This window comes from Kitasatospora sp. NPDC048286 (assembly GCF_043201735.1).
Taxonomy (GTDB): Bacteria; Actinomycetota; Actinomycetes; order Streptomycetales; family Streptomycetaceae; genus Kitasatospora.
Window position 1 is genome coordinate 68,975 of sequence record NZ_JBICZE010000005.1, and the last position, 25,193, is coordinate 94,167.

At 71.9% G+C, this 25,193-nt stretch carries 16 protein-coding genes; 9 read left to right on the forward strand and 7 right to left on the reverse strand.

The features are described 5' to 3' along the window. Positions 1–171 precede the first annotated feature (171 nt). Positions 172–606: an ATP-binding protein gene (locus tag ACGF13_RS12955; protein WP_392872943.1), complete on the reverse strand. Its 435-nt coding sequence runs from the start codon at positions 604–606 to the stop codon at positions 172–174. Positions 607–768: 162 nt separating this feature from the next. Here ACGF13_RS12955 and ACGF13_RS12960 point away from each other — a divergent pair, with 162 nt between their 5' ends. The 3 genes from ACGF13_RS12960 (at position 769) to ACGF13_RS12970 (ending at position 2,901) form a co-directional block, all read left to right on the forward strand. Continuing rightward, positions 769–1,581: a Scr1 family TA system antitoxin-like transcriptional regulator gene (locus tag ACGF13_RS12960; RefSeq protein ID WP_392872946.1), complete on the forward strand. Its 813-nt coding sequence runs from the start codon at positions 769–771 to the stop codon at positions 1,579–1,581. Then, positions 1,578–1,838, forward strand: coding sequence for a DUF397 domain-containing protein (locus ACGF13_RS12965; protein WP_392872949.1), 261 nt, complete (start codon positions 1,578–1,580; stop codon positions 1,836–1,838). The genes ACGF13_RS12960 and ACGF13_RS12965 overlap by 4 nt, the downstream gene beginning before the upstream one ends. A gap of 208 nt (positions 1,839–2,046) precedes the next feature. Next, positions 2,047–2,901: a hypothetical protein gene (locus tag ACGF13_RS12970; RefSeq protein ID WP_392872952.1), complete on the forward strand. Its 855-nt coding sequence runs from the start codon at positions 2,047–2,049 to the stop codon at positions 2,899–2,901. A gap of 327 nt (positions 2,902–3,228) precedes the next feature. Here the strand turns inward: ACGF13_RS12970 and ACGF13_RS12975 are convergent, their stop codons facing one another. From ACGF13_RS12975 to ACGF13_RS12990, 4 genes are all read right to left on the reverse strand, one after another. Next, positions 3,229–3,726, reverse strand: a complete 498-nt coding sequence (locus tag ACGF13_RS12975; RefSeq protein WP_392872955.1) for an ATP-binding protein — start codon at positions 3,724–3,726, stop codon at positions 3,229–3,231. 200 nt (positions 3,727–3,926) lie between these two features. After that, positions 3,927–5,168 (reverse strand): Ig-like domain-containing protein, encoded by a 1,242-nt coding sequence (locus tag ACGF13_RS12980; RefSeq protein ID WP_392872958.1) that lies wholly within the window; start codon positions 5,166–5,168, stop codon positions 3,927–3,929. 210 nt (positions 5,169–5,378) lie between these two features. Next, entirely contained in the window at positions 5,379–6,629 is a 1,251-nt protein-coding gene (locus ACGF13_RS12985) for an Ig-like domain-containing protein (protein ID WP_392872961.1), read from the reverse strand. Positions 6,630–6,803: 174 nt separating this feature from the next. Next, positions 6,804–8,039: an Ig-like domain-containing protein gene (locus ACGF13_RS12990; RefSeq protein ID WP_392872963.1), complete on the reverse strand. Its 1,236-nt coding sequence runs from the start codon at positions 8,037–8,039 to the stop codon at positions 6,804–6,806. A gap of 180 nt (positions 8,040–8,219) precedes the next feature. Between ACGF13_RS12990 and glgX the strand changes: the two genes are divergently transcribed. Further along, positions 8,220–10,397 (forward strand): glycogen debranching protein GlgX, encoded by a 2,178-nt coding sequence (gene glgX / locus ACGF13_RS12995; RefSeq protein ID WP_392872966.1) that lies wholly within the window; start codon positions 8,220–8,222, stop codon positions 10,395–10,397. 4 nt (positions 10,398–10,401) lie between these two features. Here glgX and ACGF13_RS13000 read toward each other — a convergent pair whose 3' ends face one another. Then, on the reverse strand, positions 10,402–11,829 hold the full coding sequence (locus ACGF13_RS13000; protein WP_392872969.1) for a family 2B encapsulin nanocompartment shell protein: 1,428 nt from the start codon (positions 11,827–11,829) through the stop codon (positions 10,402–10,404). 232 nt (positions 11,830–12,061) lie between these two features. On the opposite strand from ACGF13_RS13000, the gene ACGF13_RS13005 reads away from it, so the two are divergent. Together ACGF13_RS13005 and ACGF13_RS13010 are read left to right on the forward strand one after the other, a co-directional pair. Next, positions 12,062–13,921: an ABC transporter ATP-binding protein gene (locus ACGF13_RS13005; protein ID WP_392872973.1), complete on the forward strand. Its 1,860-nt coding sequence runs from the start codon at positions 12,062–12,064 to the stop codon at positions 13,919–13,921. Further along, positions 13,918–15,765 carry an ABC transporter ATP-binding protein gene (locus ACGF13_RS13010; protein ID WP_392872976.1) on the forward strand — a complete coding sequence of 616 codons (1,848 nt, stop codon included), beginning with the start codon at positions 13,918–13,920 and terminating at the stop codon, positions 15,763–15,765. The genes ACGF13_RS13005 and ACGF13_RS13010 overlap by 4 nt, the downstream gene beginning before the upstream one ends. Before the next feature lie 194 nt (positions 15,766–15,959). Here the strand turns inward: ACGF13_RS13010 and glgP are convergent, their stop codons facing one another. Next, on the reverse strand, positions 15,960–18,626 hold the full coding sequence (glgP, locus tag ACGF13_RS13015) for an alpha-glucan family phosphorylase (RefSeq protein WP_392872979.1): 2,667 nt from the start codon (positions 18,624–18,626) through the stop codon (positions 15,960–15,962). A 1,030-nt stretch (positions 18,627–19,656) separates the two neighbouring features. Between glgP and ACGF13_RS13020 the strand changes: the two genes are divergently transcribed. The 3 genes from ACGF13_RS13020 (at position 19,657) to ACGF13_RS13030 (ending at position 25,065) form a co-directional block, all read left to right on the forward strand. After that, positions 19,657–21,612, forward strand: a complete 1,956-nt coding sequence (locus ACGF13_RS13020) for an alpha-1,4-glucan--maltose-1-phosphate maltosyltransferase (RefSeq protein WP_392872981.1) — start codon at positions 19,657–19,659, stop codon at positions 21,610–21,612. Continuing rightward, positions 21,609–23,333 carry a maltose alpha-D-glucosyltransferase gene (gene treS / locus ACGF13_RS13025; protein ID WP_392872984.1) on the forward strand — a complete coding sequence of 575 codons (1,725 nt, stop codon included), beginning with the start codon at positions 21,609–21,611 and terminating at the stop codon, positions 23,331–23,333. Before ACGF13_RS13020 ends, treS begins: the two co-directional genes overlap by 4 nt. A gap of 250 nt (positions 23,334–23,583) precedes the next feature. Next, positions 23,584–25,065, forward strand: a complete 1,482-nt coding sequence (locus ACGF13_RS13030; protein WP_392872987.1) for a phosphotransferase — start codon at positions 23,584–23,586, stop codon at positions 25,063–25,065. Positions 25,066–25,193: the final 128 nt, after the last annotated feature.

A 25,193-nucleotide genomic window follows, 5' to 3' on the forward strand; every position in this document is an offset into this window, starting at 1 on the left:
TTCGGCGGCTTCGAGTGCTCTCCCATGCTGTTCTCCTGTTGATGAGACGGATACGGTCGGTCGCCACCCTGTCCCGGCACCGCAGAAGGCGGTAGAGGCGTGCGGCAGCGACCGGAGGGCGTGCGCGAGAAGTCGGCCCACCCGACTTCTCGCGCGGTCGGCGGGTAGGGCTCAGGCGTGAGGGTCGAGGGGGGCGGGGAGGGCGAGTTCGCACCAGATGGTCTTGCCGATGTGGCCGTCGCCACGGAGGTGGGCGCCCCAGGATGTGGCGAGGGCGGCGACGAGTTCGAGGCCCCGGCCGGACTCGTCCTCGGGGGTGGCCTGGCGGACGGTCGGGAGCTTGGAGTTGGCGTCCGAGACCTCGATGCGGAGCACGGAGGCGGTGGGGAGGAGGACGCGCACGCCGATCATCCGGTCACGCGGGCCTCGGGCGTGGCTGCAGGCGTTGGTGACGAGTTCGCTGAGGAGGATCAGGGCGGTCTCGGCGGCGTCGACGGGCACCTCCCACTCGAAGGCCTGCCGGATGAAGCGGATGCGGGCACGGCCTGCGCTGCGGGGGAGGCGGGGGAACATCCACTCGACGAGGTCGACGGGCTGAGTGAGCATCAGAGTCCTTGGTGGGTTTACGGACGGCTTCACTCGCGAGGGCTGAGTTCGGCCATTTCACCCTTCAAGCGTCGACAGGCGGGCATAGCCTCAGGAGTAACGCCGCACGTACGGCGAGAGCGCTGACCGCCCTGCGACCAGGGCAGGAAGGGGTGCCGGGTCGTGAGCACGCCGAAGCAGAACCCGATGTCGTGGCGGTACTGCGGCGATCAGGTCAAGCGCTGGCGCACTCTCGCGGGCGTGAGCCGGGAGCAGCTGAGCCAGGCCGCCTGCTACGACATCGAGAGCGTGCGGTCGATGGAGGCGGGCAGGCGCAAGCCGACGCTCCAACTGCTTCAGGCGGCCGATGAGTTGTGCGACGCGAAGGGGATGCTGCTGGGAGCGGCGACCTTCATGGCGCCGGAGAAGTTCCCGCCCTATTTGCAGGGCTACACGGATGCCGAAGCCACTGCCATCGCGATCCACACGTATGCAGCCCTGCTCATCCCGGGCTTGCTCCAGACCGAGGAGTACGCCCGAGAGCTGATCAGCCACGCCTTGCCGCCTCTGGATGATGACACGGTCGAAGCGCGCGTCGTGGGCCGGATGCAACGCCAGGAGAAGCTGGCGAACTCGCCGAGGGTGCTGTTCGGTTTCGTGATCTACGAAGCCGCGCTGCGGGCAAAGGTCGGCAGCGCGGACCTCATGAAGAGGCAGCTCGCGCACATCATCGACATGAGCAGTCTGCGGAACGTCGCCATTCAGGTGCTTCCCGCGAACCGCGCGGCCTACCCGGCCCTCACCGGCCCCATCATCCTGCTGGAGACGGCCGAGCACGAGCAGTTGGCCTATGTGGAAGGACACCGCACCGGCGTACTGCATGCCGATCCGGACAAGGTGAACGTCCTCACGCAGCGGCATGGCATGATCCGCATGCAGGCCCTCAGCGTTGAGGAGTCCGTAGAGTTCATCGGGAAAGTCTCGGAGGAGCTATGAGCGCCGAAGCCGACTGGTTCAAGTCCAGCTACAGCAACGACGACGGTGGCGCCTGCGTCGAAGTCGCCGTCTCCTGGTTCAAGTCCAGCTACAGCAACGACGACGGCGGCGAGTGCGTCGAGGTGGCCTCCTGCCCCTCCGCCATCCACGTCCGCGACTCCAAGGACAAGACCGGCCCGACCCTCACCTTCTCCCCCGAGGCCTGGTCCGCCTTCGTCTCCTTCGCCTCCGAAGCTCAAGCCGCACAGGCCGAGTGACCCTCAATGGAATGGGTGGGCAACCACCTTCCAACCACCCCCGTGCGCAGCAGATATGACTTATCGTCACGACTTCTCCACAGGCGGTTTCCCCATGTAGCGTGCGCAGCAAGAAACAACCCCCGCCGGTGCTACCAACACCGAACGGGGGTCTGACCGGCACGATCGAATCGAGCTCGATCCTGTGGCTACCCACAACCCTACCGCCATGGCGACCCCCGGATACGGCAAGCAGTCCGCCCCGGAGCAACTCCCCCGCTCCGCGCGCGACTTCGCCCACCTCCCCGCCCGCGAGGCGTACCTCGCCTCGCTCGTCGACCATCTCCCCGACGGCGCCGCCATGGACGTCAAGACCCTCGCCGTCCTCCAGCCCCACTACGGGCAGATGGCCTGCCGCACCGCCCTCAACAACCTCTCCACCGCAGGTCATCTGCGCCGCGTCCGCGAGCGCGTCAGCTCCAAGGACTGCCGCTGGGTGTTCCGCACCTACTTCTCCCGTACGCCCCGCTCCGACGCCTGGTGGACGCGCTTCGTCATGACCGGCGAGACGTCAACGCCCGCCGCGCCCGATCCCCCCAAGGAGCGAACGCTCAACCGCACGTCCCCCACCTCGGCCGCCTACGCCGCCCTCGCCGGCCTCGGCCTCGCCGACCCCCGCCTCGCCCTCTCGGCCGCCGACTGCACCGCCCTGGAACCGCTGGCCGCCGAGTGGCTGGCCCGGGGCACCTCTCCGGCCCTCTTCACGGCCGCCCTCACCGGCGGCCTCCCGCCGGACGTCCACAGCCCGGCCGCCTTCACCCGCCGCCGCCTGCTCGACAAGATGCCCCCGGAACGCCACCCGGCTCCGACCCCACCCCCACAGCCGGACCACCCCGCCCGCGTCATCGAGTGCACCGCCTGCCGCACCCCCTGCCGCCCCCACGCCCTCCTCGGCGGCCTCTGCCGCACCTGCCGCGACGGCACCCCCAGCGCCCCGCCACCCCGCCGGCACCTCTCCCCCGCCGCCGTGCGCGCACACGCCGCCCGAGCCCGCCAAGCCATGGTCACATTGCCGCGATCATGAATATTCACAGGCGATGGCGTTAACCTATGCAAATTCCAAAGGTGAACTAGGTAACAGACCTTGCATTCCAAGCCATCCGGTTTGCCCACATGCTGAGATCCGTGCGATAGTCAGAGCAGCCCAACGGCGGGCGACACAGCACGCCGCCCTGGGTTGATGACTTCGGCGGGCCCGACCTGGCACTGCCGACGCCCATCGCGCGGCACGCACCCCCTTGGCCGGCGCGATGACTTGCAGGGGCCCCCATCCGCCGGACCACGGCGCACCCGGGGGCCCTGCGTGTTTCCCGGGAACACGGGAACACAAGGAACAGCGGTTCACCCGCCCTCAGGGCCGCTCGCGCACCCTCAGCTCGAACCAGACGCCCTTGCCGCGCGGCAGCAGGTCCGCGCCCCAGCGATCGGCGAGGTCGTCGACGATCCTCAGCCCCCGCCCGCGCTCGTTCACCGGCTTGGCTTCGGCGAGGATCATGCACGGCAGCGCCCGCGAGGAGTCCCGGACCTCGATCCGCAGCCACCCGGGCTTGCGACTGACGTGCAGGCCGATGGTGCGCCCGGCCGCGTGCCGGACCGCGTTGCTGACCAGCTCGCTGGTGAGCAACTCCCCGGCCTCCAGGTGCTGGTGGAGCTCCCAGGACTCCAGGACGGAGAGCACCAGTCTGCGGGCCACCGGGCCCGACTCGGGCCGGGACGGCAGCCGTACCTCGTTGGGGGCCGACGGGTCGCGAAGTCTGCCGGAGTACAGCTCCTCCAGCTCCTCGGAGGTGAGCCGCTCCAGTGCCGAGAGCCCACCGCCCCGGACGTCGATCCAGGATGCCTCGGCCACCACTCCGGCCCCGGGAACCACTGACTGATCTGCTTCGCCCCAACCCGCCATGCGGACCATCATTGCGGAACGCAAGCAGCCGCGTACGGACAATGAGCAAACGATCACGTCGCGTCGGCATATGCCGGATGCAAGAAGGGGCCGACCCGGGCCGACTTCCGTCAAGCCCGGGTTGACCCCTCCCCCACCTCAGCGACCGATCACCAGGTGCTCCACGGCGCGTTCCAGCCGCTCAGCCCGTTCGACGGGTCGAGCGTCTCCTTCCTCGTCGAGTTCTTCACGACCATCACGTCGCCGACCAGCGTGCCGTCGTAGAACTTGCCCATCGAGGTGTTGGCGCCGCCGCCCTGGACGTCCTTGAGGCCCACGCAGCCGTGGCTGACGTTGTCCTCGCCGAAGGTGCTGCTGCTGCTCCAGTAGTTGCCGTGCACGTACGTGCCGGAGTCGGTGAGCCGCATCGAGTGCGGGACCTGGAGGTCGTACGGCGCACCGGTCATGCCGGGCAGGGTGCTGGACTGCATCCGCACCACGCCCTCCTTGGACATGACCACCATCGTCCCGTTCCAGGTGGGGTGTTCGGGCGCGCCGGCGCTGATGTCGATGTCGCTCGTCTGACCTGCCGATACGACCGTCATCTTGTGCGTCGCGGCGTCAACCGTCGAAATCTGGGACCGCCCGATCGTGAAGGGCTCGTCCCGGTCCCCGCCGTACACCCCGGGGGCGATCTCGACGCTCTTGAGGCGGTAGTGCACGACCACCTTCGTCCCGGGCGTCCAGTACTGCTCCGGGCGGAAGTCCAGCCGGCGGTCGCCGAACCAGTGGCCCTTCACCACGGTGCCGTTGCTGGTCTCGAAGCTGATGCCCCGGGCGACCTCGTCCCTGTTCGCGACGTCCTTGCTGAAGTTCACCGAGACGATCATGCCGACGCCGTACGTCGCGTCGTTGTCCACGTTGTCCGAGGCCTTGGCGAGCTCCGTCGGGGTCAGCGTGGAGAAGTCGCTGTCCGCCGTGGCGACCGCGCCGTCGGCGTCCGCGGCCATCGCGCTGACCTGGTAGGCGGTGCCCACCTCCAGGCCGGCCGTGGGCGTCCAGGAGGAGCCGTCGGCGGAGATGGTGCCGGGGACCTCCTTGCCCGCCTTGTCGTTCACCTTGACGGTGGTGAGCTTGCCCCCGGTCGCGCCGATCTTCAGCGCGTTCGGCGCCACGTCCACCGAGCCGGGCTTGGGCTCGATGCTCACGGCCGCCTTGGAGACCTTCGGCACCGTGCCGGTGGACGCCGCCGCGCTGGGCGCCGCCGCGGGCTTGGCACCGGCCGCGCCCGCCCCCAGGTCGGCCTTGGCCGCGCCGCCCGCCGTGCTCCCGCCGCCCCCGCCGCAGGCGGCCGTCAGCGCCATCGCGCCGCCGACCAGACCGACCGCCACCACTCTGCGTATCGACCTCAACGTCGATCCCTCCCTCAGAAACCCCGTGATCCCCGTGAATCCGACGGACCCGAACGTCACACGCTTCGGGCCATCGGAAAGGTTGCGCCATTCGTGGGGCTCGTCGCCCCGGAAACCGCGGCGGCCCGACCCCAACGGGTGAGGATCGGGCCGCACGACGGCAAACTCGCCGGAAGGCCCGGATCAGCCGGGCCCGCTACCGGGAAGGGCCTACCAGGCGGCCCAGTCCACGTTCCAGCCGCCCAGCCCGTTGGAGGGCGCGACGGTCTTCTCCTTGGTGTTCACGACCTTGATCGGGTCGCCGACCATCGAGTCGTTGAAGAACTTGCCGGCGACGGAGGAGTCGCTGCCGCCCTTCACGTCCTGCATCGACACACAGCCGTGGCTCGCGTTGGTCTTGCCGAACGGGCTGGCCCAGTAGTTGCCGTGCACGAAGGTGCCGGAGGTGGTCAGCCGCATCGCGTGCGGGACGTCCTTGATGTCGTACTCGCCACCGAGACCGACGGTCTGCGAGTTCATCCGGGTGACCTTCTCCTTGGACATGACCACCATCGTCCCGCCCCAGGACGGCGTGGCGTCCGCGCCCAGGGTGACCGGCACGGTGGTGCTCTGGCCGTCCCGCTCGATGGTCATCTGGTGCGCCTTGGCGTCCGCCGTGGAGACCATCGACCGGCCGATGGTGAACGGCTCGTCCTTGTCCACGTCGCCGTAGATGCCGGGGGCGACCTCGACGTTCTTCAGCCGGTACTTGACGGTCACCTTGGTGCCCGGCGCCCAGTACTTCTCCGGACGGAAGTCCACCCGGCGGTCGCCGAACCAGTGGCCCTTGACCACGGTGCCGTTGTTGGACTCGATCGTGATGCCCTTGAGGACGGCGTCCTTGTTCTTGACGTCCTTGTTGAAGTTCACCGAGACGATCATGCCGACGCCGTAGGTGGCGCCGTCGCTGATGTTGTCGTTGGTGGAGACCTTCTTCTCCGGCGTCAGCGTGGTGAAGGTGGTGGTGGACGCGGCCACCAGCCCCTCCGCGTCCTTGGCCTGCGCGTTCACCTTGTACGCCATGCCGACGGCGAGCGCCCCCGCGGGCTTCCAGCCGGTGCCGTCCGGGGTGATCGCGCCCTCGACCGGCTTGCCGTCCTTGTCGGTCACCTCGACCGTGCTGAGCTTGCCGTTGGAGACGGCCACCTCCAGCCCGTTCGGCGCGACGTCCTGGGCGCCGTCGGCCGGCTGCACGGCGAACACCGCGGCCGAGGGCTTCGGCGTCGCCGAGCCGCCGCCCGCGTCCGCCGCCGGCGCGGAGGCCGCGTTGCCGCCGCCCGTACCCCCCGAGCCGCCGCCCTTGTCGTCGTTGCAGGCGGCCGTCAGCAGCAGCACCCCGCCCATGACCAGCGCCATCGCGCTCCGGCGCCCGTAGCGGTTGGTGGTGCGTATCGCTGCGCCGACCGTCTTACCCGTCTTCACGGTTTCTCCCCTCCCGGTATTTCACTCACTTGACGCGTTGAGTGCCCCCATGAGTTGCACCGTCCGGCCGATCTTTCCGGCCGGATCCCGGACGCGCCGGAGCAGGATAGCTAAGCCTTCCGAGTGAAACCTGAGAGGAGTCGGGTTGACGAGAGGTGAAGGTTCGGAGGAGGCCTACGGCACCAGCCGCAGCGCGCTCCCGGCCACCCACTGGTCCCACGGCACGTTCCAGCCGTTGAGCCCGTTCTGCGGCGGCACGAAGTCCCCGGCGGAGGCCTTCACCTCCAGCACGTCCCCCGGGACGGTGTGCTCGAACAGCCAGCCCGCCGGGGAGTCCTTGCTCGCCCCGCCCTTGGCGTCGGCCAGCCCGATGCAGCCGTGGCTGGTGTTGGCGGTGCCGAACACCCCGGGATCCGCCCAGTAGTTGCCGTGCACGAAGGTGCCGGAGGTGGTCAGCCGCATCGCGTGCGGAACGTCCTGGATGTCGTACTCGTCGCCCATGCCGACGGTCTGCGAGTTCATCCGGGTCACCTTGTACTTCTCCGACACCACCATCACCCCCCGGTAGGTGGAGTGGTCGGGGCTGCCGCCGGAGATCTTCAGCACCCGGACCACCTGGCCGCCCCGGCCCGCCCGGACGGTCATCGTGTGGGCGTCCAGGTCGACGGTCGAGACCTGCGCCCGGCCGACGGTGAAGTGCAGGTCCCGGCTCTGCGTCCCGAACGCCCCCGGCGCCCCCTGCACGTCCTTGAGCCGCAACGCCACCGTCACCCGGGTGCCCGCCGCCCAGTACTGCTGCGGACGGAAGTCCAGCCGCTGCCCGTCGAACCAGTGCGCGGCCACCGGCACCGGCGGGTCCGCGACGACCTGGACGGCCTTCTCCACCGCCGCCCGGTCGGTGATCGAACGGCTGAAGCGCAGCGAGACCGGCATGCCGACGCCGACCGTGGAGCCGTCCTCCGGGGTGAAGAACGCCGCGAAGGTGTGCGCCCGCGCGACGGTCGTGAACGCCGAGTGCCAGGCCGCCTTGCGCCCCTGGTCGTCCTCCGCGACGGAGTCCAGCGTGAACGCCGTCCCGAGCGGCAACGGCCCGTCCGGCACCCACCCGCCGCCGTCGGCCGCGATCCTCCCCGGCACCTCGGCGCCCTTGCCGTCCGCCAGCCGCACGGACACCAGCCGCCCCTGCGTCACCCCCACCCGGACGGCGCCCGCCGGCTGCACGTCCTGCGCCCCGTCGACCGGCTGCACGGCGAGCACCGCCCGGGACGGCACCGCCGGCACCGCCCGCGCACCGCCCTCGACCGCGTCCCCCTCCGACACCCCCGCCGGACCGCCACAACCCGCCAGGACGACCAGACAGCAGACCACCGCCGCCACGCCCCGCGCCCACACCCGTCCTCGGCGCCGCATCCCGGGGCCCCTCCCACTGTTCACAACCGACGCCCGGAACAACGATGGCCCTCGACACGGGGACACGCCGATCACCCGGAATCCCCCGACCCACGGAAACGCCCACCGCTTCTGCCGGACGCAATCCGGGAAAGAGAAGGTGAATGGACCCGGAACACCCCGCCCAGGAAGGCCACCGCCATGGCGTCGGCACCGCACCTGAACCCCGGCAACTGGCAACCCCTGGGCGCCCGCCTCATCACCGACCACCGAGGCCGCCGGGGCACCGACTTCGCCCTCTGGGCGGCCGGCGCCGAAGCCGTGGAGCTCTGCCTGTTCGACGAGGAGGGCCACGAGACCCGCCACCCCCTCACCGAGCAGGACGCCCAGGTCTGGCACGGCTTCCTCCCCGGCGTGCTCCCCGGCACCCGCTACGGCTTCCGCGTGCACGGCCGCTGGGACCCGTGGACCGGCGCCCGCTGGAACCCCGCCAAGCTGCTGCTCGACCCGTACGCCCGCGCCGTCGACGGCTGTTACACCTCCCACGACGCCGCCTGCGCCGCCGTCCGCAACTGGCCCGAGGCGGACGTCGCCGACACCGTCCGGGACAACCGCGACTCCGCGCCGTACGTCCCGAGATCGGTGGTCGTCCACGACGACGAACGCCACGAGGACGGCGACCGCCCGAACACCCCCTGGTCCGAGACGGTCCTCTACGAACTCCACGTGCGCGGCTTCACCATGCGCCACCCGGAGATCCCCCCGCACCTGCGCGGCACCTACGCCGGCCTCGCCCACCCCGCCGCCCTCGACCACCTCACCCGCCTCGGCGTGACGGCCGTCGAGCTGCTGCCCGTGCACCAGTACACCAGCGAGGACCACCTCCAGGCCCGCGGACTCGTCAACTACTGGGGCTACAACACGATCGGCTACTTCGCCCCGCACGCCGGCTACTCCGCCTCCGGCTCCCGCGGCGGCCAGGTCGGCGAGTTCAGGCGGATGGTCCGCGCCCTGCACGCCGCCGGGATCGAGGTGATCCTCGACGTGGTGTTCAACCACACCGCCGAGGGCGGCGCCCTCGGCCCGTCGCTCTCACTGCGCGGCATCGACAACGCCGCCTACTACCGCCTCCCGCCGAACCACCCGCGCGGCTACGCCGACTACACCGGCTGCGGCAACACCCTGGACACCCGCCGCCCGCAGGTGGTCCGGCTGATCACCGACTCGCTGCGCTACTGGGTCACCGAGATGGGCGTGGACGGCTTCCGCTTCGACCTGGCCGCCGCCCTGGCCCGCGGCGGCCCGAGCGGCGGCGACACCGTCGACATGGACCACCCGTTCCTCACCGCCGTCTCCCAGGACCCTCTGCTCGGCCGGGTGAAGCTGATCGCCGAGCCCTGGGACGTCGGCCCGGGCGGCTACCAGGTCGGCGGCTTCCCCCCGCTGTGGGCCGAGTGGAACGACCGGTACCGCGACACCGTACGGGACTTCTGGCGCGGCGCCCGCCCGGACGTGCGCGAGCTCGGCTACCGCCTCTCCGGCTCCTCCGACCTCTACCGGCGGGCCGGCCGCCGCCCGTACGCCTCCGTCAACTACGTGACGGCGCACGACGGTTTCACCCTGCGCGACCTGGTCTCCTACGACCGCAAGCACAACGGGGCCAACGGCGAGGACAACCGCGACGGCACCGACGACAACCGCTCCTGGAACCACGGCGCCGAGGGCGAGACGACCGACCCCGCGGTCAACGCGCTGCGGCTGCGCCAACTGCGCAACCTGACCGCCACCCTGCTGCTCTCCGCCGGCGTCCCGATGCTCACCGCCGGGGACGAACTGGGCCGCACCCAGGGCGGCAACAACAACGCCTACTGCCAGGACAACGAGGTCGGCTGGCTGGACTGGTCACTGCTGGAGCAGCCCGGCTGGCAGGAGCTGTGCGCGTTCACCGCCCGGCTGGTCCGGCTGCGCCTGGCCCACCCGGTGCTGCGCCGGCGGGCGTTCTTCTCCGGCCGGGCCACCACCCCGGGCGGCCGGCCCGACCTCACCTGGTTCACCCCGCGCGGCACCGAGATGACCGAGGCCGACTGGTTCGCACCGACCGCCTGCCTCGGCATGCTGCTCTCCGGCACCGCGCTGCCCGAACGGGACGAGGACGGGCCGGCGCCCGGCGACGACAGCTTCCTGCTGCTGCTCAACGCGGGCCACGAACCGGTGGTGTTCACCCTGCCCGGGGACCCCTGGGCGGCGCCGGCGGCCCCGTACGAGAGCGTGGTCGACACCGCGGCCCCGGGCCCGGGCGGCACCGTCGCCCCGGGCGGCACCGTCGTCCTGGGCGGGCGCTCGCTGCGCCTGCTCCGCTCCCCCGCCCAGGAGACGTAGGGCGTCAGCTGCCGGCGTGCCCGACCTCGACGTTCTCCAGCACACCGATCGCGTCCGGCACCAGCACCGCCGCCGAGTAGTAGGTGCTGACCAGGTACGAGGCGATCGCCTTCTCGTCGATGCCCATGAACCGGACGTTCAGGCCCGGCTCCACCTCGTCCGGGATGCCGATCTGGGTGAGGCCGACCACGCCCTGGTTGTCCTCGCCGACGCGCATCGCGATGAACGCGCTGGTCTGCTGGTCGGACACCCGGATCTTGTTGCACGGGAAGATCGGCACCCCGCGCCAGGCCGGCCGGTGCTTGCCGAGGACGTCGACCGTGGACGGGTAGACGCCGGCCCGGTTGCACTCCCGCTCGAAGGCCGCGATCGCCCGCGGGTGGGCGAACAGGAAGTCGGTGTCGCGGCGCATGCTCAGCAGCTCGTCCAGGTCGTCCGGGGTGGGCGCCCCGGTGCGGGTCTGGATCCGCTGGTCGAAGTCGGCGTTGCCGAGCAGCCCGAACTCCGGGTTGTTGATGATCTCGTACTCCTGCCGCTCCCGCAGGGCCTCGATGGTCAGCCGCAGCTGCTCCTCGGTCTGGTTCATCGGCTTGTTGTAGAGGTCCGCGACCCGGGTGTGCACCTTGAGGACGGTCTGCGCGACGCTCAGCTCGTACTCGCGCGGCGCCGGCTCGTAGTCCACGAAGGCGCCGGGCAGCTCGTACTCGCCCCGGTGGCCGGCCGAGAGGTCGATCCGCGCCTCGCCGTGCTCGTTCTGCGCCTGCGCGGCGTCGGCGGCGAAGCCCAGCAGCTGCTCGCGCAGCGACTCGGAGCGGCCGACCAGCTCCTGGAGCACCGGCCAGGACAGCGCCATCGCGACCCCGGAGGTGGCCGCCTTCACGGTGTACGGCCAGGTGCCGCCGCCCTCGGTGATCGCCTCGTCGCCGAGGTGGTCGCCGTCGGCGAGCGAGCCCAGCTCGGTCTGCTCGCCGTACTTGCCGGTGCCGATCCGGTCCACCTTGCCGTGCGCGATCAGGAACACCTCGTCGATCGGCGCCCCCTCCTGCACCAGCACGTCGCCCTTTGCGAAGTCCCGCTGCACGAACCGGCGGGCCATCTCGGCGAGCACCTCCCCGTCCTCGAAGCCGCGCAGCGCCGGCACCTCGGCCAGCGAGGGGGCGATCACCGTCACCGCGGAGCCGGTCTTCGTGAAGCTCACCCGGCCCTGCCCGGGGGCGTAGCTCAGCCGCCGGTTGACCCGGTAGGTGCCCGCGCTGACCTGCACCCACGGCAGCATCTTCAGCAGCCAGCGGGAGCTGATCTCCTGCATCTGCGGCTTCGACTTGGTCGTCGTCGCCAGGTTCCGCGCCGCGGTCGTGCTGAGGCTGAGCTGGGCCCGTACCCGCACGGTTGCGGAACCGTGACCGGGGGTGGGCTCGGTTTCGACCGTCATCTGCGCACTCCTGTCGCCTGCGTGTCAATGGGCATCCGTCAGGAGATGTAATCGGCCGACGAGCAGGCGCTCGCAAGAGGCGCGCGGCGCACTCGTCCCCGCACGAACGGATGCGCGCGCCCCATGTTCGCGCCCGCACCGCCCGTTCGGGTGGCCGGTTCTCGCCTGACACCACCGACAGGGGCGAAAAACCGGATGAGAAGTGACGGTCTCTCTGCCTACCCTCACCGCGATGGCCGAGAACAGACAAGACCCCGACGACCCGACCCCGGCAACCCCCCGAACCGACGCGGACGCCGCGAGAACCGCGGCCGGCCCGGCCGGGACCGCACCGCGCCACTCCACGGTCCGCTCCCTGCTCCGCCTGTGGCCGTACGCCCGCGCCGTCCGCGGCCGACTGGCCGTCTCGGTGACGGCCGCCTCGCTCGGCATGCTGAGCACCCTCGCCGTCCCGGTGGTCCTCGGCCTGATCGTGGACGGCCCGCTCGCCGAGCACGACCTGGCCGGCCTCTGGCCGCTGGTCGGCCTGCTGGTGGTCCTCGGCCTGGTCGAGTCCGCGCTGTTCTTCACCCGCCGGGTGGTGCTGGCCCGCCCGCTGGCCGGGCTGGAGACGGCCATGCGCGGGGACCTCTTCGCCAAGCTCCAGCGGCTGCCGGTCTCCTTCCACGACCGCTGGGGCTCCGGCCAGCTGCTCTCCCGGGCCACCGCCGACATGTACACCATGCGGCTGTTCCTGGCCTTCCCGCTGGTCTTCCTGGTCGTCAACTCGGTGATGTTCCTGGCCGGCACGGTGGTGATGTTCACCCAGGACTGGCGGCTCGCACTGATCGCCCTCGTCCCGGCCGCCCCGCTGTTCGTGCTCACCCGGCGGTTCGAGGCCCGCTACTCCGGCGCCTCCCGGCTCGCCCAGGACCAGAACGGGGACCTCGCCACGGTGGTCGAGGAGTCCGTCCTCGGCATCCGCATCCTCAAGGCCTTCGGCCGCCACCGCTCGATGGCCGAGCGCTTCCGCGCCCAGTCCCAGGAGCTGCGCGGCACCGAACTGCGCAAGGCGCACCTGCTCGCCAACCTCTGGGCGGTCATCGTCGGCCTGCCGGAGATCGCGCTCGGCTGCGCCCTCGCCGTCGGCGCCTACCTGGTGGCCCACGACGAACTGAGCGCCGGCACCCTGGTCGCCTTCCTCTCCACCGCGCTCGCGCTGCGCTGGCCGGTCGAGTCGCTCGGCTGGCTGCTCGCCTACGCCAACGAGGCGGCCACCGCCACCGACCGCTTCTTCGAGGTGCTGGACGAGCCCGACAGCCCCGACCCCGGCACCGCGACCGAACTCGCCGCCCCGGACGGCATCCGCTTCACCGGCGTCCGCTTCCGCTACCCCGACGCCCCCGAGGACGGCCCCGACCTGCTGGCCGGCATCGACCTGCACGTCCGCAGCGGCGAGACCATGGCCCTGGTCGGCGCCACCGGCAGCGGCAAGACCACGCTCACCGCGCTGCTCCCCCGGCTGTACGAGGCCACCGCCGGCACCATCACGCTGGACGGCCGGGACATCCGCGAACTGCCCCGGCAGCGGCTGCGCGAACTCGTCGCCGTCGCCTTCGAGGAGCCCACCCTGTTCTCCGCCACCGTCCGGGAGAACGTCCTGATGGGCGCCCCCGGCGCCGGTGAGGAGCAGCTGCGCACCGCCCTCGCCACCGCCCAGGCCGACTTCGTCGAGAAGCTCCCGCAGGGCCCGGACACCGAGGTCGGCGAGCAGGGCCTGAGCCTGTCCGGCGGCCAGCGCCAGCGCCTCGCGCTGGCCCGCGCGGTGGTCGGCGACCCGGCCTTCCTGGTGCTGGACGACCCGCTCTCCGCACTGGACGTGCACACCGAGGCGCTGGTCGAACGGGCACTGCGCGAGGTCCTCGGCACCACCACCGCCCTGGTGGTCGCCCACCGCCCCAGCACCGTGCTGCTCGCCGACCGGGTCGCGGTGCTGGCGGACGGCCGGATCGTGGCCGTCGGCACCCACCAGGAGCTGCTGCGCGACTGCGCGCACTACCGAGAACTGATGTCGGGCGAGGCCGCCCCGGTGCCCGAACGGAGCAGCGTATGACCACCACCGCCGAACCCGTACAGGCCGGGCCCGCCGAGCCGGCCGAGGAGGAGCTGCCCCCTCCGCCCGCCGACGAGGAGGACATCCCCGTCCCGCCGGGCGCGCCCCGGGCGCTGCTGCGCTCGCTGCTCGGCCCGCACCGGGCCCGGATCGCCGTCGCGATGGTGGTGATCCTGGTCCAGCAGGCCGCGCTCCAGTCCGGCCCGCTGCTGGTCGCGGTGGCGATGGACCGCGGCATCCCGGCGCTGCGCGAGCACGACTCCGGCCCGCTGATCGCGGTGGTCGCCGCCTACCTGTTCTGCGCGCTGCTCAGCCCGGTGCTGCAGTGGGCGTTCATCAAGATCAGCGCCCGGGTCAACCAGGACATCCTGCTGGAGCTGCGCGGCCGGATCTTCCGGCACGCCCAGCGGCTCAGCCTGGACTTCCACGAGCGCTACACCTCGGGCCGGATCATCTCCCGCGCCACCAGCGACATCGACGCGCTGCGCGAGCTGCTCTCCGAGGGCCTGCAGGAGCTGCTGACGGTCTTCCTGTCGGTCTGCTACATCTCGGTGCTGCTGCTGGTGCTGGACTGGCAGCTCGGCCTGGTCTCGCTGGCGGCCTTCCTGCCGCTGACCCTGATCGCCCGCTCCTTCCGCCGCCGCTCGCGCCGGGTCTACCGGCGCTCGCGCACCTCGGCGGCCTCGCTGATCGTCCGCTTCACCGAGACCATGAACGGCATCCGCCCGGTGCAGGCCTTCCGCCGGGAGAAGGCCAACGACGCCGCCTTCGCCGTGGTCAACAAGCAGTCCGCCACCGCGACGGCGGACGGCCTGCTGGAGATCGCCCGCTACGTCGGCCTCTCCCGCGCCACCGCCAACCTGTGGACCGCCGGCGTGGTGCTGCTCGGCGCGTACCTGGTCGTGGACGACGCGCTGGAGCTGGGCGTGCTCACCGCCTTCGCGCTCTACCTGCGCCGGCTCTTCGACCCGATCGACCAGCTGGCGATGTTCCTCAACAGCTACCAGTCGGCCGCCGCGGCCCTGGAGAAGATCTCCGGCCTGCTCGCCCACGAGCCGACCGTCGCCGAGCCGGCCGAGCCCACCGGGCTGCCCGAGTCCTCCGGCAAGGGCCGCGCCGTCTCCTTCGAGGGCACCCGCTTCGCCTACCGGACGGGCAAGGAGGTGCTGCCGGTCTTCGACCTGCTGATCCCGGCCGGGCAGACGGTCGCGGTGGTCGGCGCGACCGGCGCGGGCAAGTCGACGGTCGCCAAGCTGCTGGCCCGCTTCTACGACCCGACCGACGGCCGGATCCGGCTGGACGGCGTGGACCTGCGCGAGCTGGCCACCCCCGAGCTGCGGCGCGGGGTGGTGATGGTGACCCAGGAGTCCTTCCTGTTCTCCGGCACCGTCGCCGAGAACATCGCGATCGGCCGCCCCGGCGCCACCCGCGAGGAGGTCGAGCAGGCCGCCCGCGACATCGGCGCGTACGAGTTCATCGCCGCCCTGCCGGACGGCTTCGACACCGACGTGCGCAAGCGCGGCGGCCGGATCTCGGCCGGCCAGCGCCAGCTGGTGGCCTTCGCCCGCGCCCTGCTGGCCGACCCCTCGGTGCTGATCCTGGACGAGGCGACCAGCTCGCTGGACGTCCCCGGGGAGCAGGCCGTGCAGCGGGCGATGCGCACCGTGCTGGCCGGCCGGACGGCCGTGATCATCGCCCACCGGCTCTCCACCGTGGAGATCGCCGACCGTGTCCTGGTGATGGATCAGGGCCGGATCGTGGAGGATGGCTCCCCACAGGAGCTGATCGACGGCTCCGGCCGTTTCGCCGCCCTCCACCGGGCCTGGCGGGACAGCCTGGTCTAGGGTCGGCCCGGGCCCGGCTCCAGGGCCCCACGAATGTGCCCGTCCGGGTGCGCCGTCACGCACCCGGCCGGGCCACCCCACTTCCCGAACAGGGGTACGGGCACGACCGTCCCCACGGTTCACGACCGGACGGCCGCCCTCCGCCCGCGCGGACGGACGGGCGGAGGGTGGCCGTCCGGGGGACGGCCCCGGGCTCAGCGCAGCAGCCCGGCGTCCATCCCGGCCGACTCGGCCGGCAGGGCGACCAGCCCCAGCTCGGCCGGCGAGGCCAGCCGCGGATGCGCGGGCAGCACCCGGACGGTGTAGCCGAACGGGCCCGTCCGGCACAGCTCCAGCGAGCCCTCGTAGCGGGTGCGGCCGTCCAGATCCGGCCCGCCGACCGGCTTGAGGGCGAGCAGGCAGGCCTCCGAGATCCGGTCCCGCTCGTCCACCCGGCCGGAGACCACCTGTACCTCGACGTCGCCCGGCTCCAGCGTCCCCAGCGCGACCTGCACCCGCAGTGCCAGCGAGCTGCCCAGCTCCTGCGCCTCGGCCGGGCAGTCCGCCTCCACGTGCTCGACCCGGACGGCCGGCCACGCCTCCCGGACCTTCGCCTTCCAGGCCGCCAGCTCGCGCGCGCCGTCGCCGTGTTGCCCCGCCAGCTCCCGCTGGGCCAGCGCCGCCGGCGCGTACAGCCGTTCGACGTACTCCCGGACCATCCGGCCGGCCAGCACCTTGGGCCCGAGGGTGACCAGGGTGTGCCGGACCATGGCGATCCACTGCTGCGGCAGCCCGTCCGCGTCCCGGTCGTAGAAGCGGGCGGCGACCTGGTTCTCGATCAGGTCGTAGAGCGCGGCCGCCTCGATGTCGTCACGCCGCTCGGCCTCGCCGCTGTCCGGGTCGAGCGCCCCGCCGCTCTCGTCGGCGGTGGGGATCGCCCAGCCGTTGCGGCCGTCGTACCACTCGTCCCACCAGCCGTCCAGGACGGACAGGTTGAGGCAGCCGTTGAGCGCGGCCTTCATCCCGGAGGTGCCGCAGGCCTCCAGCGGGCGCAGCGGGTTGTTCAGCCAGACGTCGCAGCCCGGGTAGAGGCGCTGGGCCATCGCCATGTCGTAGTCCGGCAGGAAGACGATCCGGTGCCGCACCGCCGGGTCGTCGGCGAAGGCGACCATCTGCTGGATCAGCCGCTTGCCGCCGTCGTCGGCCGGGTGGGCCTTGCCGGCCACCACGATCTGCACCGGCCGGGTGGGGTGCAGCAGCAGGGCCCGCAGCCGCTCCTGGTCGCGCAGCATCAGGGTGAGCCGCTTGTACGAGGGCACCCGGCGGGCGAAGCCGATGGTGAGCACGTCGGGGTCGAGCACCGAGGAGACCCAGCCGAGCTCGGCCTCGCCGGCCCCGCGCCGGCGCCAGGAGGCGCGCAGCCGGCGGCGGGCCTCCTCCACCAGCTGGGCCCGCAGGGTGCGCCGCAGCTCCCAGACCTCGGTGTTGCCGATCCTCTCCAGGCCGGTCCAGCGCTTGGTCTCGCCGGTGGTCATCGCCTCCTCGGCGCGCTCGGCGCCGATCTCGGCGGCGCCGACCCGCACCACCGCCGGGTCGATCCAGGTGGCGGCGTGCACGCCGTTGGTGACCGAGGTGATCGGCACCTCGGCGGGGTCGAAGCCGGGCCACAGGCCGTTGAACATCGAGCGGCTGACCTCGCCGTGCAGGGTGGAGACCCCGTTGGCACGCTGGGCCAGCCGCAGGCCCATGGCGGCCATGTTGAAGAGCTTCGGGTCCCCGTCGGACCAGCTCTCGGCGCCGAGCGCGAGCACCTGGTCGACCGGCACGCCCGGGAGCGCGGCGTCGCCGCCGAAGTGGCGGGCGACCAGCTCGCGGTCGAAGCGGTCGATGCCGGCCGGGACGGGCGTGTGGGTGGTGAAGAGGGTGCCGGCCCGGACGGCCTCCAGGGCGGCGGCGAAGTCGAGGCCGGTGCGGTCGTCGGCGATCAGTTCGCGGATGCGTTCCACGCCGAGGAAGCCGGCGTGGCCCTCGTTGGTGTGGAAGACGTCGGGGGCGGGGTGGCCGGCGAGCCGGCAGTAGGCGCGTACCGCCCGGACGCCGCCGATGCCGAGCAGCATCTCCTGGAGCAACCGGTGCTCGCTGCCGCCGCCGTACAGCCGGTCGGTGACGTCCCGCTCGGCCGGCGAGTTGGCCTCGATGTCGGAGTCGAGGAGCAGCAGCGGGACCCGCCCGACCTGGGCCTTCCAGATGTGGGCCGCCAGGGTGCGGCCGCCGGGCAGGGCGAGGTCGACCCGGCTCGGGGTGCCGTCGGCCTCGCGTAGCAGGCTGACCGCGAGTTCGTCCGGATCGAGCAGCGGATAGCGCTCCTGCTGCCAGCCGTCCCGGCTGAGGGACTGGCGGAAGTAGCCGTGCCGGTAGAACAGGCCGACGCCGACGACCGGCACGCCGAGGTCGCTGGCGGCCTTGAGGTGGTCGCCGGCCAGGATGCCGAGCCCGCCGGAGTACTGGGGCAGCGCGGCGGCGATGCCGTACTCGGGCGAGAAGTAGGCGATCGCGGCGGGCAGCGGGGCGGCGTCGGAGTGCTGCCGGTTCTGGTACCAGCGGGGGCCGGTGAGGTACTCGCGCAGGTCGTCGGCGAGGTCGCCGAGTCTGCGCAGGAAGCGCCGGTCGGTGGCGAGCGCGGCCAGCCGGGCGGCCGGGACCTCCCCGAGCAGCCGTACCGGGTCCTCGCCGGTCGCGGCCCAGACCTCCGGGTCCACGGACCGGAAGAGGTCCCTGGTCTCGGGGTGCCAGGACCAGCGCAGGTTGAGGGCCAGCTCGTGCAACGGCTGGAGTTGTTCGGGCAGGACGGTGCGGACGGTGAATCTGCGGATTGCCTTCACGGCGTGAAGCGTAGCCTCGGCGGTCGGCCCGACAGTGCGTCAAGTGGGCTATTGGGCATCCGTTCGGGCTATTGATGAGATCGCATTCGGCGCATTGGTCTGCACGGGGGGCGCGCGAGGCGCACATTTCGGGGGCCCGCGCTACCAATACGTGAACTCTTCGGTACGGCTCCATTTCCGACCGCTCATCCGGCCGGGAGAAGGCCCGAAACTACTGTCGTACCGCTGCAAAAACCTTGTCGCCGGTGCGAGGATGACCGAAGGCCGTTGATGCTGTGGGGAGTACGACGACGGGTGGCGTCCCCCGCGAAGCAGCACGTCCGAATCCTTTTCGCGTTGACCGTTCCCGCCCTTCTTAGCCCATTCGGCGCTCACCGCGCACGGACGCGTGTCCTCACGCCCGGCCCGCTCGTTCACGGGTGGACCGGGTCGGACGGGGACGCGGCCCGCGCAGGCGTGCGCCGGGACGCGCACGGGCTCCGGGGCGCCCCGCCACCGGCTCGGCGGGCGTCGGGCAGGTTGCCGGGAACAGCGGCGCGGGCAGGCTTCCGGTCGCACGTCCTCCCCACCCAGCAGTCCTCCGGTACTCCCCCGGCCCGACCCCGGCCCGCGGGGAGCTGCCGCCGATCTCGGGCAGGAGCTTGGCATGCACGGCGACACGCGGGACCAGTCCACACCGGTGGCCGAAGGCCTCGACGCAGCGGTCGCGGAATCCGCCGGACGGATGGATTCTGACACTCGGACAGATCCGGCGATGCCGGCGCCGAGGACGTCCGGAGCGGTCCCTGGCGGATCCTCCGAATCCGAAGCCTCCCCAGCGACTCGACACCCCGGGGTCGAGGAGGACCGGACGGCGGCACCCCGCAGGCGCACCACCACCACGCGCCGCACCACCGCCACCGCACCGAAGGCCGGCGCCGCGAAGGCCGGCGTCGAGTCCGCCGCCGCGCAGCCCCCGGCCACCAGGGCGCCCGCTCGCAAGTCCCCCGCTCGCAAGCCCGCCGCCCGCAAGACGACAGAGAGCGACACCGTGATCGGCCGCATCCCCGTCCTGGACGTCAGTCCCCTCGTCGACTCCGGCCGCCGCCCGGCCAAGGCCGTCGTCGGCGAGACCTTCCCGGTCACCGCGACCGTCTTCCGCGAGGGCCACGACGCCGTCAACGCCAACGTGGTGCTGCGCGACCCGCGCGGCCGCAGCGGCCCGTGGACGCCGATGCGCGAACTCGCCGAGGGCACCGACCGCTGGGGCGCGTACGTCACCCCGACGGCGCCCGGCCGCTGGTCGTACCTGGTGGAGGCGTGGAGCGACCCGGTCGCCACCTGGCGCAGGACCGCCTCGGTGAAGCTGCCCGCCGGGATCGACACCGCGCTGGTGCTGGAGGAGGGCGCCCGGCTGCTGGAGCAGGCCGCGGCCGGGGTACCCAAGAAGGAGGGCCGCGCCGACGTGCTCGCGGCCGCCGACGCGCTGCGCGACCCGTCCCTGCCGCCGCTGTCCCGGCTGGCCGCCGCGCTCGCGCCCGAGGTGCTCGACGCGCTGACCCGCCACCCGCTGCGCGAGCTGCTCAGCGCCTCCCGCCCGCTGCCGCTCCAGGTCGACCGCGAGCGCGCGCTGTTCGGCTCCTGGTACGAGTTCTTCCCCCGTTCGGAGGGCGCCGTGGTCGACCCGACCGGGGTCGAGCCGCCGCGCCCCGGCACCCTGCGCAGCGCCGCCGAGCGACTGCCGGCCGTCGCCGCGATGGGCTTCGACGTGGTCTACCTGCCGCCGGTCCACCCGATCGGCCGAGCCTTCCGCAAGGGCCCGGACAACACCCTGACGGCCGGTCCGCACGACGTCGGCTCGCCCTGGGCGATCGGCTCCCCCGAGGGCGGCCACGACGCCGTCCACCCGGACCTCGGCACCATCGAGGACTTCGACCACTTCGTCGCCGAGGCGCAGGCGCTGCACCTGGAGGTGGCGCTGGACTTCGCCCTCCAGTGCTCCCCCGACCACCCCTGGGTGAACAAGCATCCGGAATGGTTCAGCCACCGCACGGACGGCACCATCGCGTACGCCGAGAATCCGCCGAAGAAGTACCAGGACATCTATCCGATCAACTTCGACCAGGACATGGACGGAATCGTCAAGGAAACAATCCGGATCCTCCGGTTCTGGATGTCCCACGGCGTGCGGATCTTCCGGGTCGACAACCCCCACACCAAACCCGTGGTGTTCTGGGAGAGCGTGCTCGCCGACGTCGCCCGGACCGACCCGGACGTCGTCTTCCTGGCCGAGGCCTTCACCCGCCCGGCGATGATGCACACCCTGGCGAAGATCGGATTCCACCAGTCGTACACGTACTTCACCTGGCGCACCACCAAACCGGAACTCACCGAGTACCTCACCGAGCTCACCGGTGACGCCGCCGCCCACATGCGGCCCAACTTCTTCGCCAACACCCCGGACATCCTCCACGCGTACCTCCAGCACGGCGGCCGGGCCGCCTTCGCGGTCCGCGCGGTGCTCGCCGCCACCCTCTCCCCCAGCTACGGCGTCTACGCCGGCTACGAGCTGTACGAGAACGAGCCGGCCCACCCGGGCTCCGAGGAGTACCTGCACTCGGAGAAGTACGAACTGCGCCCGCGCGACTGGAGCCGCACCGACACCCTGGCCCCGCTGCTGACCGTGCTGAACCGGCTGCGCCGCCGCCACCCCGCCCTCCAGCAGCTGCGCGACCTGCGCTTCCACCCCACCGACAACGACCAGGTGCTCGCCTACTCCAAGACCGCGACCACCCCCGAGGGGCTCACCGACCAGGTCATCACCGTGGTGAACCTCGACCCGCACCACGTCCAGGAGGCCACCGTCACGTTGGACGGCGACGGCCCGTACGCGGTGCACGACGAGCTCACCGGCGCCGTCTACACCTGGGGCCGGCACAACTACGTCCGGCTCGATCCCTCAGCCGAGCCGGCTCACCTCCTCACGGTTCGGAGGAACCCAGCGTGACAGTGAACGAGCCCGTCCCCGACACCTTCCCCGAGACCTCGAAGAAGAAGCTCGACCCCGAGTGGTTCAAGCGTGCGGTCTTCTACGAGGTGCTGGTGCGGTCCTTCCAGGACAGCAACGGCGACGGGGTCGGGGACCTCAAGGGGCTCACGGCCAAGCTCGACTACCTCCAGTGGCTCGGGATCGACTGCCTCTGGCTCCCCCCGTTCTTCGCCTCGCCGCTGCGCGACGGCGGCTACGACGTCTCCGACTACACCTCGGTACTGCCGGAGTTCGGCGACCTCGCCGACTTCATGGAGTTCGTCGACGCCGCCCACGCCCGCGGCATGCGCATCGTCATCGACTTCGTCATGAACCACACCAGCGACCAGCACCCGTGGTTCCAGGCCTCCCGCTCCGACCCGGACGGGCCGTACGGCGACTTCTACATGTGGGCCGACGACGACAAGCAGTACCCGGACGCCCGGATCATCTTCGTCGACACCGAGACCTCCAACTGGACCTACGACCCGGTCCGCAAGCAGTACTACTGGCACCGCTTCTTCTCGCACCAGCCGGACCTCAACTACGACAACCCCCGGGTCCAGGACGAGATGATCGCCGGGCTGCGGTTCTGGCTCGACCTCGGCATCGACGGCTTCCGGCTGGACGCGGTGCCGTACCTGTTCGCCCGCGAGGGCACCAACTGCGAGAACCTGCCGGAGACCCACGAGTTCCTCCAGCGGGTCCGCAAGGAGATCGACGCCAACTACCCGGACACCGTGCTGCTGGCCGAGGCCAACCAGTGGCCGGAGGACGTCGTCGACTACTTCGGCGACTTCGGCTCGGGCGGCGACGAGTGCCACATGGCGTTCCACTTCCCGGTGATGCCGCGGATCTTCATGGCGGTGCGCCGCGAGTCCCGCTACCCGGTCTCGGAGATCCTCGCCAAGACCCCGCAGATCCCCGGCGGCTGCCAGTGGGGCATCTTCCTGCGCAACCACGACGAGCTGACCCTGGAGATGGTCACCGACGAGGAGCGCGACTACATGTACGCGGAGTACGCCAAGGACCCGCGGATGCGCGCCAACGTGGGCATCCGCCGCCGGCTCGCCCCGCTGCTGGAGAACGACCGCAACCAGATCGAGCTGTTCACCGCCCTGCTGCTCTCCCTGCCCGGCTCCCCGGTGCTCTACTACGGGGACGAGATCGGCATGGGCGACAACATCTGGCTCGGCGACCGGGACGGCGTGCGCACCCCGATGCAGTGGACCCCGGACCGCAACGCGGGTTTCTCCTCCGCCGACCCGGGCAGGCTCAGTCTGCCGCCCATCATGGACCCGGTGTACGGCTTCCAGGTGACCAACGTCGAGGCGCAGCAGAGCAGTTCGAGCTCGCTGCTGCACTGGACGCGTCGCATGATCGAGATCCGCAAGCTCAACCCGGCGTTCGGCCTCGGAAGCTACGCCGAACTGCCCTCCAGCAACCCCGCCGTGCTGGCGTTCGTGCGCGAGTACGAGGGGGACCTGGTCATGTGCGTGAACAACTTCTCGCGGTTCGCGCAGCCGACCGAGCTGGACCTGCGGCAGTACGGCGGGCGGTACCCGGTCGAGCTGATCGGCGGGGTGCGCTTCCCGTCGATCGGCGAGTGGCCCTACCTGCTCACCCTGGCCGGGCACGGCTTCTACTGGTTCCAGCTCCGGCAGCCCCCGCGCCTGAGCGGGACCAGGCGGTCGAAGTAACGATCCGTCGCACGCCGCACACCAGCATGGACAGCACCACCAGACCCTCCGGGGGCGCGAGTTGACCCCCGCGCCCCCGGTGTTCTCTGCACCACCGCGTACGGAGAACAGCCCAACGGCCACCCACACGAAGGCGTGACACCCGAGCCGTGCTCGCGTGCCGCGACCGCCGCGCCGCCGCAATCCGGAAGACTGACGGACCCGGCCACGAACCGTCGGGCAGTCCGCGTGCTTCCGGGGAAAGGGAGCCATGTCCGAAACCTCCCGTTCTCAAGCCCACCTCCCGGGCGACGCCCCCGCCACCGCGGCGGGCCCCCGGGGCACCGGGGCCCGGAGAACCACCCTGGGCGTCAGCGAACTCGTCCAGGCGGCCCTGCCACTGATCGCCGCGTGGCTGCCCACCCAGCGCTGGTACGCCGGCAAGGGGCGGCCGATCACCGGCCTCACCCCGGTGGTCGGCACCCCGCTGCAGGTCGGCGACCCGGCCCTGCTGCACCTGCTGCTGCGGGTCGAGCACGCCACCACGGCCGGCGCCCCGCACGGCGACATCTACCAGCTGCTGCTCGGCATCCGCTCCGGCGGGCTCGGGGACATCGGGCCCGGCGCCGTACTCGGCCGCCTCACCCAGGGCCCGTACGACGGCGCGACCCTCTACGACGCGGTGCACGACCCCGAGCTCACCGGGCGGCTACTGGAGCACCTGGCCACCGGCGACCGCTTCGGCGCGCTGTCCTTCCGCCGCACCCCCGGCTCCGGACTGCCCACCAACCTCCCCGGCCGCGCCTCCACCGCCGAACAGTCCAACAGCTCGGTCATCTACGGCACCTCGTACATCCTGAAGCTGTTCCGCCGCATCCACCCCGGCACCAACCCCGACCTCGAACTCTCGCTCGCGCTCTCCCGGGCCGGCTCCACCCGCATCCCCCGGGTCGCCGCCTGGTTCGAGAGCCGGATGGAGCGCGCCGAGCCCGCCACCCTCGGACTGCTGCAGCGCTACCTACCGGACGCCGAGGACGGCTGGGAGCTGGCCCTCGACCAGGTCGGCCGGCTCAAGGGCGACCGCTCCCCCGGCAACTTCGCCATCGAGGCCCACCGGCTCGGCCGGGCCACCGCCGAGGTGCACCGGGTGCTGGCCCGCTCGATGCCGGTCGCCCGGCTCGACCGCACCCAGACCGGGCGGCTGGCCGGCGCGATGGCCGACCGGCTGGACAGCGCCGTCGCCGCCGTCCCCGGGCTGCTGCGCTTCCGGGCCGCGCTGCGCACCGCCTTCCAGCAGCTCGCCGACGCCCACCCGGACGGCCTGCCGGTCCAGCGCATCCACGGCGACCTGCACCTCGGCCAGGCGATGCGCACCCCGCACGGCTGGGTACTGCTGGACTTCGAGGGCGAGCCGGCCAAGTCGGTCAACGAGCGCCGCGAGCCCCAGCCGGCCCTGCGCGACGTCTCCGCGATGCTGCGCTCCTTCGACTACGCGGCCGCCCACCTGCTGGCCGGCGGCCCGGTCGACCCGGAACTGGCCCACCTCGCCGCCGCCTGGGCCCAGCGCAACCGCACCGCCTACTGCGCCGGCTACACCGCCGGCGGGGGCGCCGACCCGGCCGCCTCGCCGGAGCTGATGCGGGCGCTGGAGATCGACAAGGCGGTGTACGAGGTGGTGTACGAGGCCCGGCACCGGCCGAGCTGGCTGCCGATCCCGCTGGCCGCGATCAGCCGGCTGGCCCTGCCCGTCTGAGTCCCGCTTCCCGACCGCCGCCTCCGATCACCGCTTCACCACTGCTTTCCGAGCCCCGCTTCCTGACCACCGCTTCCTGACCACCGATTCCTGTTCCGCCCGCAGGAGTTCGCCCACCCCCGTCGCAG

Bases quoted from the DNA above. Each gene is read 5' to 3' on its own strand.
- ACGF13_RS12955 (WP_392872943.1), bottom strand. From the start codon at position 606: ATGCTCACTCAGCCCGTCGACCTCGTCGAGTGGATGTTCCCCCGCCTC.
- ACGF13_RS12965 (WP_392872949.1), top strand. From the start codon at position 1,578: ATGAGCGCCGAAGCCGACTGGTTCAAGTCCAGCTACAGCAACGACGAC.
- ACGF13_RS12970 (WP_392872952.1), top strand. From the start codon at position 2,047: ATGGCGACCCCCGGATACGGCAAGCAGTCCGCCCCGGAGCAACTCCCC.
- ACGF13_RS12990 (WP_392872963.1), bottom strand. From the start codon at position 8,039: ATGCGGCGCCGAGGACGGGTGTGGGCGCGGGGCGTGGCGGCGGTGGTC.
- glgX (WP_392872966.1), top strand. From the start codon at position 8,220: ATGGCGTCGGCACCGCACCTGAACCCCGGCAACTGGCAACCCCTGGGC.
- ACGF13_RS13000 (WP_392872969.1), bottom strand. From the start codon at position 11,829: ATGACGGTCGAAACCGAGCCCACCCCCGGTCACGGTTCCGCAACCGTG.
- ACGF13_RS13005 (WP_392872973.1), top strand. From the start codon at position 12,062: ATGGCCGAGAACAGACAAGACCCCGACGACCCGACCCCGGCAACCCCC.
- ACGF13_RS13010 (WP_392872976.1), top strand. From the start codon at position 13,918: ATGACCACCACCGCCGAACCCGTACAGGCCGGGCCCGCCGAGCCGGCC.
- ACGF13_RS13030 (WP_392872987.1), top strand. From the start codon at position 23,584: ATGTCCGAAACCTCCCGTTCTCAAGCCCACCTCCCGGGCGACGCCCCC.